At 46.6% G+C, this 19,108-nt stretch carries 16 protein-coding genes and 3 tRNA genes; 12 read left to right on the forward strand and 7 right to left on the reverse strand.

Going from position 1 to position 19,108, the window contains the following annotated elements; genetic code table 11:
- Positions 1–63: 63 nt before the first annotated feature.
- The 4 genes from E2R66_RS04415 (at position 64) to E2R66_RS04430 (ending at position 3,169) form a co-directional block, all read left to right on the forward strand.
- Positions 64–510 (forward strand): DUF4442 domain-containing protein, encoded by a 447-nt coding sequence (locus E2R66_RS04415; protein ID WP_317130761.1) that lies wholly within the window; start codon positions 64–66, stop codon positions 508–510.
- A gap of 14 nt (positions 511–524) precedes the next feature.
- Positions 525–965 carry a GNAT family N-acetyltransferase gene (locus E2R66_RS04420; protein ID WP_133227074.1) on the forward strand — a complete coding sequence of 147 codons (441 nt, stop codon included), beginning with the start codon at positions 525–527 and terminating at the stop codon, positions 963–965.
- Positions 966–976: 11 nt separating this feature from the next.
- Positions 977–1,600: an AlbA family DNA-binding domain-containing protein gene (locus tag E2R66_RS04425; protein WP_133227076.1), complete on the forward strand. Its 624-nt coding sequence runs from the start codon at positions 977–979 to the stop codon at positions 1,598–1,600.
- 201 nt (positions 1,601–1,801) lie between these two features.
- Positions 1,802–3,169 carry an MATE family efflux transporter gene (locus tag E2R66_RS04430; protein ID WP_133227078.1) on the forward strand — a complete coding sequence of 456 codons (1,368 nt, stop codon included), beginning with the start codon at positions 1,802–1,804 and terminating at the stop codon, positions 3,167–3,169.
- On the opposite strand, the gene E2R66_RS04435 is transcribed toward E2R66_RS04430, so the two are convergent.
- Genes E2R66_RS04435 through kynU form a run of 3 tightly spaced genes read right to left on the reverse strand, consistent with a single transcriptional unit; the run spans position 3,166 to position 6,226 of the window.
- The gene (locus tag E2R66_RS04435; RefSeq protein WP_133227080.1) at positions 3,166–4,068 is read right to left on the reverse strand and encodes a histone deacetylase family protein; all 903 of its coding nucleotides are present in this window, start codon (positions 4,066–4,068) and stop codon (positions 3,166–3,168) included. The two genes, E2R66_RS04430 and E2R66_RS04435, sit on opposite strands and share 4 nt — an antisense overlap.
- 7 nt (positions 4,069–4,075) lie before the next feature.
- A complete protein-coding gene (locus E2R66_RS04440) occupies positions 4,076–4,930 on the reverse strand; it encodes a bestrophin family protein (protein ID WP_133227082.1) in 855 nt (284 codons plus the stop codon).
- Between the two features lie 6 nt (positions 4,931–4,936).
- Complete coding sequence (gene kynU, locus E2R66_RS04445) at positions 4,937–6,226, reverse strand: kynureninase (protein WP_240049230.1); 1,290 nt, start codon at positions 6,224–6,226, stop codon at positions 4,937–4,939.
- Positions 6,227–6,702: 476 nt separating this feature from the next.
- Between kynU and E2R66_RS04450 the strand changes: the two genes are divergently transcribed.
- The 4 genes from E2R66_RS04450 (at position 6,703) to E2R66_RS04465 (ending at position 11,846) form a co-directional block, all read left to right on the forward strand.
- On the forward strand, positions 6,703–8,202 hold the full coding sequence (locus E2R66_RS04450; RefSeq protein ID WP_133227084.1) for a sodium:solute symporter: 1,500 nt from the start codon (positions 6,703–6,705) through the stop codon (positions 8,200–8,202).
- Between the two features lie 126 nt (positions 8,203–8,328).
- A complete protein-coding gene (locus tag E2R66_RS04455) occupies positions 8,329–9,036 on the forward strand; it encodes an LOG family protein (protein WP_133227086.1) in 708 nt (235 codons plus the stop codon).
- Positions 9,037–9,257: 221 nt separating this feature from the next.
- Positions 9,258–10,520 carry a TCR/Tet family MFS transporter gene (locus E2R66_RS04460; RefSeq protein ID WP_133227088.1) on the forward strand — a complete coding sequence of 421 codons (1,263 nt, stop codon included), beginning with the start codon at positions 9,258–9,260 and terminating at the stop codon, positions 10,518–10,520.
- A gap of 54 nt (positions 10,521–10,574) precedes the next feature.
- On the forward strand, positions 10,575–11,846 hold the full coding sequence (locus E2R66_RS04465) for a TCR/Tet family MFS transporter (RefSeq protein ID WP_133227090.1): 1,272 nt from the start codon (positions 10,575–10,577) through the stop codon (positions 11,844–11,846).
- Here the strand turns inward: E2R66_RS04465 and E2R66_RS04470 are convergent.
- Positions 11,830–12,423, reverse strand: a complete 594-nt coding sequence (locus E2R66_RS04470) for a DUF502 domain-containing protein (RefSeq protein ID WP_133227092.1) — start codon at positions 12,421–12,423, stop codon at positions 11,830–11,832. The genes E2R66_RS04465 and E2R66_RS04470 overlap by 17 nt on opposite strands.
- Positions 12,424–12,437: 14 nt before the next feature.
- Positions 12,438–14,903 carry a bifunctional UDP-N-acetylmuramoyl-tripeptide:D-alanyl-D-alanine ligase/alanine racemase gene (locus tag E2R66_RS04475; protein WP_133227094.1) on the reverse strand — a complete coding sequence of 822 codons (2,466 nt, stop codon included), beginning with the start codon at positions 14,901–14,903 and terminating at the stop codon, positions 12,438–12,440.
- Between the two features lie 57 nt (positions 14,904–14,960).
- Here E2R66_RS04475 and E2R66_RS04480 point away from each other — a divergent pair, with 57 nt between their 5' ends.
- The 4 genes from E2R66_RS04480 to E2R66_RS04495 all read left to right on the forward strand — a co-directional run bounded on the left by E2R66_RS04480 (position 14,961) and on the right by E2R66_RS04495 (position 15,918).
- The gene (locus E2R66_RS04480; RefSeq protein WP_133227096.1) at positions 14,961–15,443 is read left to right on the forward strand and encodes a regulatory protein RecX; all 483 of its coding nucleotides are present in this window, start codon (positions 14,961–14,963) and stop codon (positions 15,441–15,443) included.
- Positions 15,444–15,566: 123 nt separating this feature from the next.
- Positions 15,567–15,639 (forward strand) — tRNA-Gly (locus E2R66_RS04485).
- Positions 15,640–15,707: 68 nt separating this feature from the next.
- Positions 15,708–15,792: transfer RNA gene (locus tag E2R66_RS04490), tRNA-Leu, on the forward strand.
- A gap of 53 nt (positions 15,793–15,845) precedes the next feature.
- Positions 15,846–15,918 (forward strand) — tRNA-Gly (locus E2R66_RS04495).
- A gap of 956 nt (positions 15,919–16,874) precedes the next feature.
- On the opposite strand, the gene E2R66_RS04500 is transcribed toward E2R66_RS04495, so the two are convergent.
- Together E2R66_RS04500 and E2R66_RS04505 are read right to left on the reverse strand one after the other, a co-directional pair.
- Positions 16,875–17,639 carry a TIGR03915 family putative DNA repair protein gene (locus E2R66_RS04500; RefSeq protein ID WP_133227098.1) on the reverse strand — a complete coding sequence of 255 codons (765 nt, stop codon included), beginning with the start codon at positions 17,637–17,639 and terminating at the stop codon, positions 16,875–16,877.
- A gap of 2 nt (positions 17,640–17,641) precedes the next feature.
- Positions 17,642–18,928 carry a putative DNA modification/repair radical SAM protein gene (locus tag E2R66_RS04505; protein WP_240049231.1) on the reverse strand — a complete coding sequence of 429 codons (1,287 nt, stop codon included), beginning with the start codon at positions 18,926–18,928 and terminating at the stop codon, positions 17,642–17,644.
- Positions 18,929–19,108: the final 180 nt, after the last annotated feature.

The raw sequence follows: 19,108 nt of genomic DNA on the forward strand, positions 1-19,108 counted from the left end.
TGCCCGATATTTTTCTGATATTTAACGCAGATGTTGCTATCAGAAAATACATTAAAATGGGTAATGCGCTTCTACCCTCCCCTCCTTTTTCAGCGGATATGGGTCATCGGTATCGATAAAGGCTTCACTGGCGTGCGGGTGAAAATCGCCAAAAGCCTGCTTAATAAAAACTATAATGGATCTATCTTCGGTGGGACGATATTTGCTGCCGCCGACCCGTTTTACCCCGTGCTATTCCATCAAATATTGAACAGGGATGGCAAAAAACGTTTGGCAATATGGTCTAAATCATCTAAAATTGATTTCCTGAAACCGGGACTTACCAATTTGTTTTTCGAAATAAAATTAAGCGAAGCAGATATTGCGGAAGCTTTTGAAACGTTGATGGTTACGGGAAAATTCGAAAAGGTTTTCCCGGTGGAGATATTTAACAAAGCCGGCGAGGTTTGCGCCACGCTAATGAACGAAGTTTACATACGCGACCTTGACCTGCCTAAAACCCTGATATAGTTATGCCTGTTTTTATGAACGATACCGCTTTCCTACAAAAGGGATACGAAATTTCGACAGATAAAGAAAAGCTTGATTTTGATGCGATATATGGTTATCTTAACACATCGTATTGGGCAAAAGGGATGCCCGTAGAAAAGCTTAAGACCGCACTGGAAAACTCGATGTGCTTTGGGTTGTACCACTATGGCGCGCAGGTTGGCCTGGCGCGTGTGATAACGGATAAGGCCACGTTTGCTTACCTCTGCGACGTTTATGTGCTGGAGGCACACCGCAGCATAGGTTTATCTAAATGGATGGTACAAACGCTGTTGGCGCACCCCGAATTGCAAGGCCTGCGCAGGTGGAGCCTGGCCACGGCTGACGCACAAGGTCTTTACAGCCAGTTTGGCTTTTCGCGGATAAACAACCCCGAAAACTGGATGCAGATACATACGCCTTACAAAGCGGATTAATATACCGGGACATGAATTTAAAACGACAGATTTTTGAGGGGGAAGGCGTATCGCTCGATTTTAAGAAAACCATCACCAGTTGCGAAAAGATTGCTAAAACCATGGTATCCTTCGCAAATAATGTGGGCGGCAGGCTGCTCATCGGAGTGCTGGATGATGGTACCATCAAGGGCGTAAAAGCCGAAGATGAAGAACGCTACATGATAACCAAAGCGGCTCATTTTTATAGCCGACCGGCCCTTGAGCCGATATTTGAAGAGATTTACTGGGACGATAAGCTGGTATTGGTGGTAGATATCCCTGAAAGTAAAGATAAGCCGCACTACGCCCTCGCCGAAGACGGCAAATGGTGGGTGTACATCCGCGTGAAGGATAAAAGCGTGCTGGCGAGTAAAATAGTAGTAGAGGTGCTGAAGCAATCATCCAGCAATGAAGGCGTGCTGCTGGAATATACCTCCAAAGAAAAAGCCCTGCTGGAGCACCTGGATAAAACCGAACGCATCAATGTAAAGCAATTTTGCGAATTGCTCAATATAGGCCGCCGACGCGCGCAGCGCATATTGGTAAGCTTGGTGCTCACAGGCGTTATACGCGTTCACACTACGGAAAAGGAAGAGTTTTATACAGCGAGTTAACTCTTCAGCGTCATTCTGAACTTGTTTCAGAACCCCATCATAAAAGTTATCACGATGCTAATGTACCCTGCATGATGCGGCCCGCCGCGTGGGGTGCCGAAACAAGTTCCATGACGGTTGAGGGATATTATCCCATGCCAACTTCTCGCTAATTTTAGCACTCGGCATCAATAAACTCATTACTTTTGCAGCCCATTAGTAATGAAAACTACCTACCTCAAATACAAACACTACTATAAAGACAGCCTAAGGCTGGCAATACCCGTGGTTATATCACAGTTGGGCCATACGCTGGTGCAGGTTTCGGATTCTGTTATCGTTGGGCATTTTGCCGGCACTACCGCTTTGGCAGCTGTATCGTTGGTGAGCAGCCTATTTTTGGTTCCCTTGGTGATAGGCATCGGCATTAGTTATGGCGTTACCCCGCTTATTGCGCAAAACAATGGCCGCGGCGACTATAAGGAATGCAGCAAACTCCTCTCCAATAGTTTATTGTTAAATATAATTGCTGCCGTCGTTTTATTTGCCGCAATTTATTTCGGCGTTTTGGCCTTTATAGATAAGCTGCACCAATCGCCCGAGGTGGTTGCGCAGGCTAAACCATTCCTGTTCTTGCTGAGCCTCTCCCTAATCCCCCTCATGGTTTTCAGCACCTTTAAGCAATTTGCCGAAGGGCTTGGTTTCACCAAACAGGCCATGATGGTTTCTATTTGGGGTAACGTGCTCAATATTTGCCTGGGTATTACCTTCGTTAAAGGTTTGTTTGGCATCCCTCCTATGGGCATCCGGGGCGTTGGCTTTAGCACGCTTATAGATCGATCGGTTATGGCGATTGTAATGGCTTTTTATGTACTTCGCTCCCCAATCTTCCGCAAATACCTGCACGACTTTACCGTTCGGAACGTGGATCGCATACGCGGCCTACAGATACTAAAAATAGGCGCACCAGTAGCATTACAGTATACCTTCGAGGTGAGCGCCTTTGGCGCTGCGGCTATATTAATTGGCATGATTGGCCCCATACCGCAGGCGGCGCACCAGGTAGCTATCAGTTTGGCGGCGATTACGTATATGATGGCCAGCGGCATATCATCAGCGGCGGCTATCCGGTCGGGTAATTATTTCGGCTCAGGCGATCATCATAACCTACGGCTTTCAGCCATCTCCAACTACCACATCGTTATCGTGTTTATGAGTTGCACAGCCATCATATTTACGCTGTTCAACCATGTGTTACCGTACATTTATACTACAGATAGAAGTGTTATAGCCATTGCAGAACAGCTACTTATCGTTGCTGCCTTCTTCCAGTTGTTTGATGGTACGCAGGTAGTTGGTCTGGGCGTGCTCCGCGGCATAGGCGATGTAAATATCCCCACTGTTATTACCTTCGTATCGTATTGGGTTATTGGCCTGCCTATTGGTTATCTGTTGGGCATACACCTTGGCCTGGGCGTTACCGGGGTTTGGTACGGGCTGGTTTGCGGTTTGATGTCGGCCTCGGTGATGCTGTTCCTGCGTTTCCAGGTCATCAGCAAGCGGAACAAGCTTACCGTGGTGATAGACTAGCAATACAATTCATCCGCTACCCTAAACGTATTGCAATGTGCATCCACGATATCCTTAATATCAGGCGAGTAACCACCGCCCATGCTCACCTGCACCGGGATACCACGATCTTTGCATTCGGTTAATACAATGCGGTCGCGCGCTTTGCATCCGGCTTTGCTTAATGCAAGCTTGCCTAATTTATCAGATCCCAAAACATCTACGCCTGAGAGGTAGAAAATAAAATCTGGTCGCTGCTGCGCTATTAAGCCCGGTATGGTATCTTTCAGGATGGCGAGGTATTCCTCGTCGCCTATCCCGTCATCTAACCCAATATCTAAATCGGAGCGTTCTTTTCGGAAAGGGAAATTTTTCTCACCATGCATCGAAAATGTAAATACACGCGGCTCATTTTGAAATATTTGCGCGGTGCCATTGCCCTGGTGTACGTCTAAATCAACGATTAAGATAGATTTGCATAAACCACTGGATAGTAAATAATTAGCAGCTATAGCCTGATCGTTCAACATGCAAAAACCTTCTCCCCAATTGCTGCCGGCATGGTGCGTTCCCCCCGCTACGTTAAAGGCAATACCATGCTCAATGGCATAATGGCATCCGTCGATAGTTCCCTGGGCTATTCGCAACTCACGCTCAACCAGTTGGGCACTCAACGGAAAACCGATGCGGCGTTGCTCTTTAGGCGGAAGGCTTAGATCCCGAAGCTGTTCCCAATACGCCTTATCGTGGGTAAGCAATAAGGTTGGCTCATCCAAAATAGCTGGCACGAAGAGGTCCTCCTCGCCTATCAGGCCCTCATGCAAAAGCTGCGCGGGTATCAACTCGTACTTCAGCATAGGGAACCTATGCCCGGGCGGCAAAGGGTGCGCGTATAAAGCACTATAAGCTATCCTGAGCATGGTGTGTTTAGGCGAATATTTCGCCTACATGTTTATCGATGTTTTCGCAGATGCTGTCTATCGGCAGGTCGTTGGCATCGAAACCGAAGGGGTCTTCTATTTCTTCGGCGATGAGCTCGATACTGGCGAATACGAAGAGGATAAACCCGATGATAGGCATGATGAAGTACTTGAGGTCGAAGGCCCAGGCGAATGGCAGCGTCATGATATAGGTAAAGATGAACTTTTTGATGAATACGCTGTAAGAGAACGGTATTGGTGTTTTCTTGATACGTTCGCAGGCCCCACAATTGTCTGTAAATGAGGTGATTTCGGCGGTTATACTTATCAATTGCTCCGGGTTTATTTGCCCGGCTTTGTTTAGCCGGTAAACTTCGGCAATGATGGCGGATGCTACCTGGTTGGGTACATGTTTTTTGGGGTCGATACGAATATGGCTTTGCTCTTCGGCCCTGTACATATCGCGGAGGTGGTCGCGCAGACTGCGCGAGTAGAACGGTATAGCAAACCTGAAAAACGCAAACTCATCTTCATTAACCAGGTGCCTTAGCTTAATGGCCAGGTTGCGGCTGTTGTTCACCATGCTGCCCCAGATTTTTCGGCCCTCCCACCAGCGGTCGTAAGCAGAGTTGATGCGGAAAGCCAGCAACAACGAAAATACAAAACCGATGGTTTGATGAATGTAGATAACCTTGTGCAGGATGTTGGTTTCGGGCAGGTGCCAAAAATCTATCAGTAAAAAGGTAACCGCGCCGGCATAAAGGCTCACGCAAACCATCAATGGAAAAAGCTCGCGCAGCGTATCGGCCCTGCTAAAACGGAATATGAGCGAAAACCATTGCTTGGGGTTGTAGTATATCATCTGGTATTATTTAATAGCTGTGAGGGCTTCAAAAAGGCGCTCTGCAGCGAGGTGTACATCGGTAAAAGTGTTATAAAGCGGCACGGGGCTCAGTCGTATCACGTCGGGTTCGCGCCAATCGCCTATCACGCCATTATCTGCAAGGTAATTGAAAGTGGCCTTGGCATGGCTGGTACATACAACCGAAAGCTGGCAGCCGCGTTCGTTTTTATTTTTAGGGGTGATGATGCGATACGCTTCATAGCCCACCCTTTGGTTAATATCGTGTATTAAGAATTCGAGATATCCCGTAAGTGCCTCACTTTTAGCGCGGAGCATTTGCAGTCCGCCTGCCTGCTCAAATATATCCAGCGAGGCTTTGTGCAGGGCCAACAGTAAAATGGGCGCGGTGCTCACATTCCAGCCCTCTGCACCCACTTCGGGCTGAAAGCCGGGGGCCATCAGGAAGCGTTTATCCAGCCGGTAGCCCCACCAGCCGGCAAAGCGGTTGAGTGTGGCATCTGTATGATGCTTTTCGTGCACAAATGCCCCGCTGATGCCACCCGGACCGGAGTTCATGTATTTGTACGAACACCAGCTCGCAAAATCGGCACCCCATTGGTGCAATTGCAGCGGCACGTTGCCTGCGGCATGCGCCAGATCGAACCCGGCATAGGCACCTGCCTGATGTGCGGCTTTGGTAATGGCGTCGACATCGAAAAACTGGCCCGTGTAGTAATTGATCCCGCTGAACATCACCAACGCCAGCTCATCGGCGTTAGCTTCAATCTGTTTAAGGATGTCTTCGGTACGCAAAGTAAGCTCTCCCTCGCGCGGCGCAACTTCTATAACGGCATCCTCCTGCTTGAAGCCATGAAACTTTACCTGGCTTTCTATGGCGTACTGATCTGAGGGGAAAGCACCTGCTTCCATCAAGATCTTATATCGTTTGGTTGTTGGTTTATAGAAACTTACCAGCAATAGGTGAAGATTTACGGTAAGCGAATTCATCACGGTAACCTCCGCAGCATTCGCGCCCAAAATGCCTGCAAGTGTGGGGATGAGTTGCTTATGATAGCTTAGCCATGGGTCGTTGCCCATAAACCAGCCCTCAACAGCGTTGTCTTCCCAGGCATTGAGCTGTGTTTGGATATACTGCTTAGCCGCCCGTGGTTGCAGCCCTAATGAGTTACCGCAGAGATACACCGCATCGGCACCATGATGTCTGGGGATGAGGAACTGTTGACGAAACTTCCTCAATTCGTCTTTTTCGTCGAGCTGCGCGGCATACGCCTGTGTGTTCTGGTAAATCATCATCCAATAATAATGAAAAGATAAACACGAATTAAACCAATTGACCTTATTACAAGAAATAAAGCCGAATTTTCCCGGAGACGAAGCGATATACACCTATAACCGCAATCTCTCAAAAAGGCGATACGGGTCGACTGCATCTATGAAAGTGTTTCGCTTAGCGAGTGAAACACCCTAAAAATCTTTTTTCTTTACAAGTTATTGATTATCAATTTATTAATTTTTTTAGACAAAAAACGGTGAAACAACTTTTTAGTTTATATAAACTACATAAATAACTTTTTTTGTGATATTTATGAAAAAATTAGAAAATGAGTGAAACACTTTTTCGGGAAGAATTGAAACACTTTTGAAACACTAATTCTTGATGAGTTTGCTACAAAATGATAGCAAGTACTTGCGAACAGCCACCAAACCTAAATCAATAATTTGCTTGATATGCCTTAAAACACCTACATTCGAAAAAAACAGAATAAGCTATGGCTCCTGCAATATTGCTCACATTTATCATAGGTTACTTTTTGGTGTTGCTGGTGATATCGCATTTCACCTCCAAAAATGCTTCCAGCAACGATGCCTTTTTTGTGGCCAACCGCAACTCCAAATGGTATCTGGTAGCCTTCGGGATGATTGGCACCGCCCTTAGCGGTGTGACGTTCATCTCTGTGCCCGGCAAGGTAGGCGCCGCCAGCGGCGACCAGTTTGCTTATTTCCAGTTCGTGCTGGGCAATGCAGTGGGCTTCATCATCATCGCTACGGTGTTGCTGCCCCTTTACTATCGCATGAAGCTCACCTCTATTTACAGCTATATCGAAAGCGCGCTGGGCATCTGGAGCTATAAAACTGCTGCGGGGATTTTCCTCCTTAGCCGTACTATCGGCTCGTCGTTCCGGCTATACCTGGTGGTTATAGTGCTCCAAAAATTCATCTTCGACAGCTATAACATTCCATTCGCGGTTACTGTGCTCATATCCCTGCTACTCATCTGGAGCTATACCTTTAAAGGCGGATTAAAAACCATCATCATTACCGATAGTCTGCAGACTTTCTTCCTGGTTTCCTCTGTTTTTCTGTCGATTTTCTTTATCTGCCGCAGCCTGAATTACAACTTATTCGAAGCCGTTGAAGCCATCAAAAACAGTAGCTACTCCAAAATATTCTTCCTTACCGATTTTGTGGGTAGCAAGTTCCACCTTACCAAGCAATTTCTGGGCGGCGTGTTTATCACCATCGGCATGACGGGCCTTGATCAGGACCTGATGCAGAAGAACCTCAGCCTTAAAAACATCAAAGAGGCGCAAAAGAATATGTTCAGCTTTACGGCTGTGTTCGTGGTGATCAATATTTTCTTTTTGAGCGTTGGCGCATTGCTCTATATCTATGCGGCTAAATACGGCATTACCGTAGAAAAAACCGATTACCTCTACCCCACCATTGCACTTAAATACCTGGGCATAATACCCGGAATGGTTTTTATGCTGGGCCTCACCGCGGCAACCTTCGCCACAACAGACTCGGCCCTTACGGCGCTTACCACCTCCTTTTGCGTAGATTTTCTGAACTTCAACAAAAAAGCCGACGTGAACAGCAAAAAGAACATAGCCGCCCGCCATTGGGTACACATCGCCTTTTCGGGTTTGATGTTCCTAACTATCATCATCTTCAACGCTATCAACAACGATGCCGTGGTCGGCGCGATATTCAAGGTGGCATCCTATACTTACGGGCCATTGCTTGGCTTGTATTCTTTCGGTTTATTTGTAAGCAGCCGGCAGGTGAAAGATAAGCTGGTGCCTTTTATTTGTTTGGTATCCCCGGCCATTTGCTTCTTCCTGAGTACCGAGAGCAAAGAACTATTGGGCGGTTACGTTTTCGATAATGAACTCATCATCGTGAACGGGTTGATTACCTTCCTGGGGCTGTGGCTGACTTCGAGCCGGAAGGCTGTATCGCCTTCGGCTCAGCTTGCCGAAGTTTAAGCAATCAAAACTAATGCGCCTGTGTATTGTACTATCAAAACCATTTGCTAACTTTCGAACTTTCCAAAATTTTGGAGGGCAAGTTTGATTGTTAATAAATGCTGCTTTCCGTATTAAATTATAGTTATGACAAGTGAGGATAAAATAAGACAAGCATTCGAGAACAAGAACTGGCAGGAAATAAAGGTTACCGATTCCTGGCAGATATTCAAGATCATGGCCGAATTCGTAGATGGCTTTGAAAAATTGGCCAAAATAGGCCCTTGCGTATCCATCTTCGGATCGGCACGTACAAAAAACGACAACAAATTCTACAAATTGGCCGAAGATACTGCCCGCCTGCTTACCGAGCGTGGCTACGGCGTAATATCCGGCGGCGGCCCCGGCATTATGGAGGCAGCCAACAAAGGCGCTTATGAAGCCGGTGGTAAATCGGTAGGCTTGAATATAGAACTGCCCTTTGAGCAGTTCCACAACCGCTACATCGACAGGGACAAGATTCTGGAGTTCGACTACTTCTTTATCCGCAAGGTGATGTTCATGAAATATTCGCAGGGTTTCATCATACTGCCCGGCGGCTTTGGCACTATGGACGAATCGTTCGAGGCCATTACGCTGATACAAACCGGCAAGATAGCCCGCTTCCCTATCGTTTTTGTGGGCAAGGACTACTGGGGCGGCCTGTTCAAGTGGGTGGAAGAGCGCATGCTGGCCGAAGAGCACAACATCAGCGCCGACGACCTTAACCTGTACCGCGTGGTAGATACCGCCGAAGAAGCCGCCGAGCATATCTTCAGGTTCTACGATAAGTATGTGCTGAAACCGAACTTTTAAAATAGGTTTCGTGGCTATTTTACCACAAAGGGCACAAAGAAAAAAACACAAAGAGCACAAAGATTTAAAAAAATAAGCGCGCATAGCTTTGTGCCCTTTGCGCAAACCAATATGCAATTCTTTGTGTTCTTTGTGGTAAAATCAGCGTTAATTAGTTCGTCCTCAATTTGTGAAATTCGAATTAATTCGTGCAATTCGTGTTAATTTCACATCTTTACGGTATGGACGCTTCAGCCCAAACCAAGAAACCTGCAGCCTTAGGCTTTATTTTTGTTACGCTGCTTATCGATATCACCGGTTTTGGTATCATTATACCGGTATTCCCCAAACTGATCGAACACCTTATCCATGGCGATTTAAGTGCGGCTGCCCGATGGAGCGGCTGGTTGTTGTTTGCATACTCGGTGATGCAATTCTTGTTTGCACCTGTGTTGGGTAACCTCAGCGATAAATACGGTCGCAGGCCAATATTGCTCGGCTCGTTGCTGGGTTTTGCTATCGATTATTTCTTCCTCGCCTTTGCGCCGAATATCTGGTTGCTGTTTGTGGGCCGCATAATCGCCGGCATCACCGGCGCTAGCTTTACAACCGCCTCGGCTTATATCGCAGATGTTAGTCCGCCAGAAAAGCGCGCACAAAACTTCGGTATTATTGGCGCAGCCTTCGGCCTTGGTTTTATCATAGGCCCTGTATTGGGCGGCGTATTGGGGCAATACAGTACTAAACTACCTTTCCTCACTGCAGGTACGCTGGCATTGATCAATGCCGCTTACGGTTATTTCGTGCTTCCCGAGTCGTTGGATAAAGCTAACCGCCGCCCTTTTGAATGGGGCAGGGCTAATCCTGTTGGCTCGTTGATGCAACTTAAAAAGTACCCATCAGTTAGCGGTCTTATCGCGTCGCTCATACTCATATACCTTGCGGCACATGCTGTACAAAGCACCTGGACTTTTTTCACCATGCAACGTTTCCATTGGACAGAGTCAATCGTTGGCTATTCGCTCGGGCTGGTGGGCGTATTGTCGGGGCTGGTGCAGGGTTTACTTATCCGTGTAACCATTCCCAAATTGGGCCAAAAGAAAAGTATTATTTACGGTTTACTCCTGTACACTTTGGGGTTGTTCCTTTTTGCCTTCGCAAGCCAAAGTTGGATGATGTTCGCCATTTTGGCGATATACTGCCTTGGTGGTATAGCCGGGCCTGCTTTACAAGGACTCATCAGCGGACAAATACCATCAAATGAACAGGGCGAATTACAAGGTGGTTTAACCAGCTTGATGAGCGTAACCTCAATAGTAGGCCCGCTGATGATGACTAATTTATTCTCATTTTTCACAAGCAAAAGTGCACCTATCCATTTCCCTGGGGCAGCATTTTTTGCAGGCGGCGTGCTCATGTTTTTAAGCACCATGCTGGCTGTTTTAAGCTTTAGAAGAGCCCGTGAAAGCAAAAATACCGCACCAATTGACGTTGCGGCCCATTAATTATCATATGCTGATAAAACTTTTCGCAATTTATCTGTTTTAAGCAATACACACATGGCAGATATACAGGAGAAGCCGAACAAAGGGCGCGGCGCATTAGGGTTCATCTTTGTTACCGTACTTATTGATACCATGGGCTTGGGTATCATCATCCCCATACTCCCAACCTTGCTCGAAAATTTAGGTCATGTAGGCGTGAGTATGGCCAGCCAATACAGTGGTTGGCTTACGTTTACGTATGCTACCATGCAGTTTGTATGTGCGCCCATCCTTGGCAATCTGAGCGACCGTTACGGTCGCCGCCCGGTATTATTATTCAGCCTCCTCGGTTTCGGGATAGATTACCTTTTTATGGGCTTTGCACCTACCATCTTCTGGCTGTTTATCGGGCGTTTTATTGCCGGGGTAGCGGGTGCAAGCACAACCACGGCAACAGCCTACATATCAGATGTAAGTACCGGCGATAAACGCGCGGCGAACTTCGGCTTAATAGGTGCGGCTACCGGCCTGGGTTTTATTTTGGGGATAGGGCTCGGCGGGTTTTTAGGCGGTATATTTATCAGGCTACCATTTTTTGTTGCAGCGGGGCTTGCATTTATCAATGCCATATATGGCTTCTTCGTTCTGCCCGAGTCGCTCGACGTTAACAACCGCCGCCAGTTCCAAATTAAACGCGCTAACCCGATTGGTTCCTTGTTAAGCCTCAAGAATCATTCGATGGCTGTAAGTACTTTAATAACCGCCTATACCATTGTGTACATAGGCCAAAAGGCAGTAGAAAGCGTACTTCCGTTTTATGTAGTAGAAAAATTTAAGTGGACGGAAACCAGCATCGGCGCACTCGGGATTTTCTTAGGCTTGCTTATTGTTGGCGTACAGGGCGGGCTGGTAAGATGGACGATACCAAAATTCGGACTGAGAAAAAATATATTGGCCGGCATTGCCTGCTATGGAATAGGGTTGATACTCATCTCTTTTAATAATACTCCATGGCTGATGTACGCATTCATGATACCCTATTGTATAGGTGGCATAGGTGGCACGGCTATGCAAGGCTTTATATCAGAACACGTTTCGCCAAAAGAACAGGGAGAACTACAGGGCGCATTAACAAGTTTAGTTAGTCTGACTACCATTATAGGCCCGCTGATGATGACCAGCATCTTCCATCATTTCACCACCAACGAATCCAAGGTTTATTTTCCGGGAGCGCCGTTTTTGTTGGGTGCTATCATGATGGGATTGGCCATCATTTTAACCATCAGGAGTTTCAAGAAGAAAGACCCCAAGCTACTAGCGCAGAAAGCTATCATTCCAACCCGCTAACGCCGCCGGAGATAACGAATTTCATAATGTCGCCTGCGCTCTTATCGATAGGCTTCACTTTTTCGGCAGAAACGATAACGACCTGACCGGCGAAAGAATAAGACCAGGGGAAATAAACTGCAACTTCGCCCGGCAAGCCTATTGAAGCCATGTCCTTCTGTACCAGGAAACCAATTTTTTTGAGGCCGAACTCGTTCACTTCCACTAAAACCGGTTCATTGAACTTCTTTTCCTCCCCTACAAATGCCTCTGTAAGATCTTTGATAGACGAGTAAAGGAATTTGAATATGGGCAAGCGGTTGAGCCAGCGCCGGAACCAGTTCTTTATCGGGTCGGTTATAACATTGGTAACTAATATGCCCGCTACCAGAATGATAACCAATACGTTGAGGATACCCAAACCAGGAATATAGATGGGTTTGCCGGCTTTATCTACCCAAAGTTCCCCACTAAGGTTTAGTAAGTTATCTACTTTAGATACGGCCCAAAAAACCAGAAAAAATGCCGCGCCCAAAGGCACAACGATCAATAAACCTTTAACGAAATAGTTTAACAGGGCGCTGAATAACCTTTTCATGCGGCAAATATAAGCTATTCGTAAAAGTACACCCGTTTTACCCGTTGTGAAATATTTGTTAAAATTTCATAGGGGATGGTACCTATTTGGTTGGCAAGTTGCTCTATGCGCTGCTGCTCGTCAAAAATGATTACTTCGTCGCCCTCGCGCACATCACCTGCAACCTCGCTGATATCAAGCATGCACATATCCATAGACACGTTGCCAACGGTGGGCACCAGTACACCGTTCACCAGCATACGCCCAACCCCATTGCCAAATGCCCGCAGGTAGCCATCGGCGTAGCCAATACGCACAGTTGCAATCATTCCGTCTTTTTTAAGGCTGCCATTGCGATTATAGCCGATAGTGTCATTAGCCGGCACTTTCTTCACCTGCGATACCGTGGTTTTAAGCGTAGCTACGGGTCTTAGCCCGGCATCATCTGCAGGCACGGCGGCATCAACACCGTAGAGGCCAATGCCCAGGCGCACCATGTCGTACTGCGCGGTTGGCCAGCGGGTAATGCCCGATGTATTGCTGATGTGCTTCATTGCCATGTACCCTATCGCCTCTTCAATTTGTTTGTAGGCTTTCTCAAAAATGCTGATCTGCTTCAGGGTAAACAAATCGTGCTGCTCATTGTCACTGGCTGCCAGGTGCGAGAATATAGATTTTACTTTTACGTACTTGTTTACCTCCAGCAAGTCGCAAAGAGTTTCCACCTCGTAATCCTCAAAACCCAGGCGATGCATGCCGGTGTCTATTTTGATATGGATTGGGTAGTTTACAATGTCGTTCTCCTGCGCGTACTTTATGAAATCGTCCAGTAAAGTAAAACTGTATATTTCGGGTTCCAGTTTGTAAGCGGTGAGTTTATCATAGGCCAGCGGTTCGGGGTTAAGCACTACGATGGGTAGCGAGATACCGCCCTCCCGCAAGGCTATCCCTTCGTCGGTATAAGCTACGGCCAGGTAATCTACCTTATTGTATTGCAGCATATTGGCCACCTCGAAAGTACCGCTACCGTACGAAAATGCTTTTACCATGGCCATTACTTTTACGCCGGGCTTTAGCTTGGCTTTATAATAATTCAAGTTCCCCAATAAAGTATTCAGGTTTATCTCCAGCACAGTTTCGTGCGCCTTTTGGCCCAGCGCACGGCTTATCCGCTCGAACTCGAAACTGCGCGAGCCTTTTATCAGGATGGTTTCCTCGCGAAAATGGAGGCTCCCTAAATCATGGAGCAATGCAGCGGTATCAGCATAAAAATGCGTTTCGTACATGTTAAAGTACTTTTTGTATGCTATAATGTCCGTCCCTACACCAATAAAACGCTCTATCCTTTTATCTTTTATCAACTGGGCCACCTGTTTATACAGGTCGTCTTTTTGCAGGCCCGATTGGTAGATATCCGAAAGGATAACCGTTTTTTTATAATGCTGGTTTTGCTGCCCCAGGAAATTCAAAGCAATCTCCAGCGACTGGATATCCGAGTTGTACGAATCGTCGATAATGGAGCAATCGTTCAGGCCCTGTTTTAGTTCTAACCGCATACTAACGGCATTAAGGCGTTCTATGCGGTCGTCGGCATCGGCGGGACTATAGCCCATGGCCAACATGGTAGCCCAGCAGGTGATAGCGTTTTCTATCGAGGCCTCATCTCTGAAAGGTATCAGGCATTCTATTTCCTTTCCTTTGAAGGTGGCTCGCAGGTAGTACTTGCCGGCAATCGTTGTCTCACTAAAAACATACAAATCGGCCTGTCGGAATTTACGGCTCCATGTGAAACGCTCTGGCGCTTTCAGCTCGTTTTGGTAATCGAGTAGTACTTCGTAATTGTATATCAGCAGGCTACAGCTTTTAAATAACTGAAGCTTTTCCTTAAGCTTTTCGGCAGGCGATGCAAAGCCTTCATCATGCGCGGTGCCCATATGTGTCAATATACCTACGGATGGCTTAATTATGGCCTCCAGGCGTTCCATTTCGCCGGTGGTAGATATGCCCGCCTCAAAAATGCCGAGGTTGTGCGACTCGCTTATCTGCCATACTGAAAGCGGCACGCCTATTTGCGAGTTGTAGCTTTTGGGATTCCGCACGATATTTTTCTCGGGGCAAAGTAATTGGTATAGCCATTCCTTTACGATGGTTTTGCCATTGCTGCCCGTAATACCTATTACCGGTAAATCGAATTCGTTACGATGATGCGCAGCCAGCTTTTGCAAAGCTTCAAGGGCATTATCTACAAGCAGGAAACTAGCATCGGGCATCACTACATCTTGTTGCTGCTGCACTACAAAATTGCGCACGCCGGCGGTGTAGGCGTCCGCAACGAACTCGTGGCCGTTGCGCCTGTCGCTCAGGGCAAAAAACAGCGACGACGAAGGATTGGTGATGCGTCGGCTGTCTGTAAGCAAAACGCTGACGTGGTTATCCTCAACTACTTCGCCCGCTGCCCCGATGATTGCCTTAATCTGGCTGATAGCATAACTATTTTGCATGGTACGAATTTGCTTATATTTCTATGAATAGAAGAATTTTAACGAATTTTGGTTTTGATGGATGCCCCAAAAAAAGCAAAGATAACCGACGAAACCGCAGGCCTGAAAAAGGCCGAGCATTATTGCGCTTACCAGGAACGCTCGCAGCAGGAAGTGCGCGATAAACTGTACGAATGGGGGCTTTATACCACTGCGGTAGAAAACATCATTGGCCGGTTAATAGAAGAGAATTACCTGAACGAGGAGCGTTTTGCGCATGCCTACACGCGTGGCAAATTCAACCAGAAAGGCTGGGGCCGTATCAAAATAAAACAAGGGCTCAAGCAAAAGAATGTATCGCCTGTACTTATTAAAAAGGCCTTGCAAGGCATCAACCTTAATGATTATATGGATACGCTTACCCGCCTGTTGGAAAAGAAAGCAGGTACTGTTGCTGAGCCAAACGCCCAAAAAAAGCTCTATAAATTGCAACAGTATGCCTTTAGTCGCGGTTTTGAAACTGAGCTTGCGGCAGAGGTTTTGAAAAACAGCGAGTTATGAAAAACTTTCAAAAAAGTTGAATTTTTCCTTGCAGAACGTGCAATTCTGTCTATATTTGCACTCCCGCAAACGAGATAGGCAGCGACGAAAAATCAAAGCTTAGTTTAAAGGAAAAATACCAATGCGAAAGTAGCTCAGTTGGTAGAGCACGACCTTGCCAAGGTCGGGGTCGCGAGTTCGAATCTCGTCTTTCGCTCAAATCCCTTCCCGCCCGAAGGGATTTATTGTTAGGAAGTTTGTACGGATACAACCGGCAAAAAGCCTGCTCAGATGGTGGAACTGGTAGACACGCAGGACTTAAAATCCTGTTCCCGTAAACGGAGTGCGGGTTCGATTCCCGCTCTGAGTACAAAAGACTGATACAAGCCCGTATCGGTTTTTTTGTTAAAAATGAATACCAACGCGAAAGTAGCTCAGTTGGTAGAGCACGACCTTGCCAAGGTCGGGGTCGCGAGTTCGAATCTCGTCTTTCGCTCTAAAATCCCTCCCCTAACCTGGGCGGGATTTTTTGTTTAGGTACCACCCAAACTCGGATCAGTCTGAACTACTATCCCGCTGTATCTGAGAAAAATGCCCTTAAACAGGAAAACGGAAGCCTACTCTTGCGAATTGACTTCCGTTTCCTAACCCTCGTTTGGCCGTGGCCGTCCGTGGGCACCAAGTTTTGTGTAAATTTAACCGACCCGCTCTCCTCTTTGTTAATTGCTAACGCTGATGTATCAATATTCCTGCGAATGCTGATGACTCAAATGTTGGCACCTGATGCTGACTTGTCAGTCTCCTTGCGGAGGCCTCTCATTCAATGCCGCCTGTAGCGCTGATCTATCCATTATTCCTTGCGGAATTCCGGTTAGGGCATACTTGCGGACCTTTGAACTCGCCATCCTCCCGAGGGGAAGTCGACGCTGTCGTTATCCGTGCAACGTTGATGTATCTTTATCCCTAGAGAACCAAGATTTACCATTGTTTGCTAACGCTGATTGCTTCGGGACCATTACCTCGTTTACCGTTCTCCGTAAAGTGTGGCAAAACCCGTAATACCCCTTTTTAATCACTTCCGAAGCAGTGTTGCTTTCGCTTCTTTCTTCTTCATGTGACCCAGGCACTTCCCTAATCTTTAGCTCCCCCGAAGGTTCGCCCGATTTAGTTTCTGTAATCCTGTAAGGCTGTCAAAGTACGTCGTTCTTGATATTTACAATATCGGCAGTTTAAGGTATATCTGTCAAGCTTTTTGCAATATTTTTTTGTTTTTCTTACCAACAGCTTATTAACATAAATTGAAAGGTTATTAACACTTACGCAATATTGATAATGAATTGATTAAGTAGTTAGCTCACATACAGGACTTTTGGCATTATCAACATCTAAGTACCACAATTCGCATTTCCGATGGTTTGTCACTTATCTGGAAAACGCATGAAAATGGGAAATTTAAATTTTTTCGGTTAAATGCTTCCAATATCTTTTGGGAATATGGCGCACGTGGAGGCGCGTATTTTTGCGCGAAGCGATGTTTACGCTGTGGAAATAGCATTTCCACAGTTGCTGGTAAATACCCTCTTCCTCACTGAAAGCGGCAATTACGTTGCCCGGCATGTTAGCGTCGGCAAAATCCATTTCGATGAATTGCGTATCGTGCAGGTCGTAATATAGCCCATATTTGCGTTTAATATCATAGATAATCCATTTCTGATCGGCATAACGGCTTTTAAAGTGTCGGATGAGCAGGGGGAGCACGTTAAAATCGGGTTCCACAGCTGCGTAGTACGTGCCATCGCCCAGTTGCTGAAAGCGAACGAAGGCCTCCATCCTATGCTTCTCGCGCCGCATCATGCGCACCAGTTCCGATACACGCACTACGTATTTGTTACCGTAATCTTCTTCTATATTAACGGCGGAATCGAAAACATGGCGGATATAACCCAGTAGGTTATGGTCCTCCCCTGCTATACCGGCCAGATGAGCAGTATACAAACGCTGTATCCCCATCGGCGATAAGCGTTCCCTCAAGCCTTTCAATACCCTTGAAGCACGCTTTTCATCGGTAATAACTGAAATTACATCCTCAAAAAAAGCGCTGCTATAGCAATTGCCAGCGTGCAATTTTACGCCTTGTAATTTGAAGGCATAAACTTCAAATGCAGCACATAGCAGTCCCTCAAACGTACCATCGTAAATCAGCGCGGTAGCGGTCATGCTCAAAACAGGTTTAATTGGTTTTGTGCATGCTTAAGATACTTGCTTTGCGAAGTGGCCAATATAAACTGCTTGATGTTTTCGCCTGTAAGATCGCGCCGCTCAAACTGGTTGCTGTCGCAGGTGATAAAATACTTTGCACGGTTTAGGCTAACACCCATCTTCTTCAGATGCTCCCAATTAAGTTTACCGAACTTACGACCACTGGTTATTTTTTGTGCCGATTGCACCCCGATGCCCGGCACCCGGAGGATTATTTGCAAATCGGCTTTGTTAATATCCACCGGAAAAGCCTGCATGTTGCGTATGGCCCAGGCCAGTTTCGGGTCGATATCCAGATCGAGGTGAGGCTGGGCGTTATTGACGATCTCGTTTACCTGAAAGCCATAAAAGCGCATCAGCCAATCGGCCTGATAAAGGCGGTTCTCGCGAACCATTGGCACTGCGGTACCCAGGGCAGGCAACAGCTTATCAGCCAGTACCGGCACATAGCCAGAATAATAAACGCGCTTCAGCTTAAATTGCTTATAAAAGTAGTTGGCTGAATGCAGCACCTCGTTGTCATCCTCGGGCGTGGCGCCGATAATCATTTGCGTGCTTTGCCCTGCGGGTGCAAAATGCGGCGCTTTTTTAAATAGCTTCTTTTCTTCGGTATGTTTAATGATGGCATTCTTTAAATACCCCATAGGTTTGATCATGTCCTGCTGGTTTTTATCTGGGGCCAGCAATTTAAGTCCCGCTTCGGTTGGCAGTTCCAGATTTACGCTGAGGCGGTCGGCATACAGGCCGGCCTCGTTCATGATTTCATCGCTGGCACCGGGGATAGATTTCAGGTGGATATACCCATTGAAATTATGTTCGGTACGCAATTTTTTAGCCACGCGCACCAACCGCTCCATCGTATAATCGGCGTCCTTAAAAATACCCGAACTTAGGAACAGACCTTCAATATAATTCCTGCGGTAAAAGTTGATGGTGAGGTCTACCACCTCCTGCACGGTAAAGGCGGCACGTTTGATATCATTGTTTTTGCGCGATACACAATAAGCGCAATCGAAAATGCAGTGATTGGTGAGCAATATCTTCAATAGCGATACGCACCGCCCGTCTTCGGTGTACGAATGGCAGATGCCGTTGCTAGCGTTACCCAGGCCTTTATTCTCGTTTTTGCGCTTGCTGCCGCTGCTGGCGCATGATACATCGTACTTGGCTGCATCAGCTAAAATATTCAACTTCTCCGTTATCCTCTCCTCATTCATATCAGTCAAAAATACTAATATAATTAGCATTAATTTAAGGATAAAGGGATTAATTCTTAAATTATTTAGGAATATGGCGTACAGCAGAAGCATAATAATCTGCTGTTATTTCAATTTTCAAGCTGCTTTTTAGTAGTTTAAATATAAAAACCGTTGGCCTGCAATCACTTCGCCACCCGATTTTTCAGCTTCACCTATTTTGGTTGAACG

The sequence above is a fragment of the Mucilaginibacter psychrotolerans genome (assembly GCF_004519315.1).
Lineage (GTDB): Bacteria > Bacteroidota > Bacteroidia > Sphingobacteriales > Sphingobacteriaceae > Mucilaginibacter > Mucilaginibacter psychrotolerans.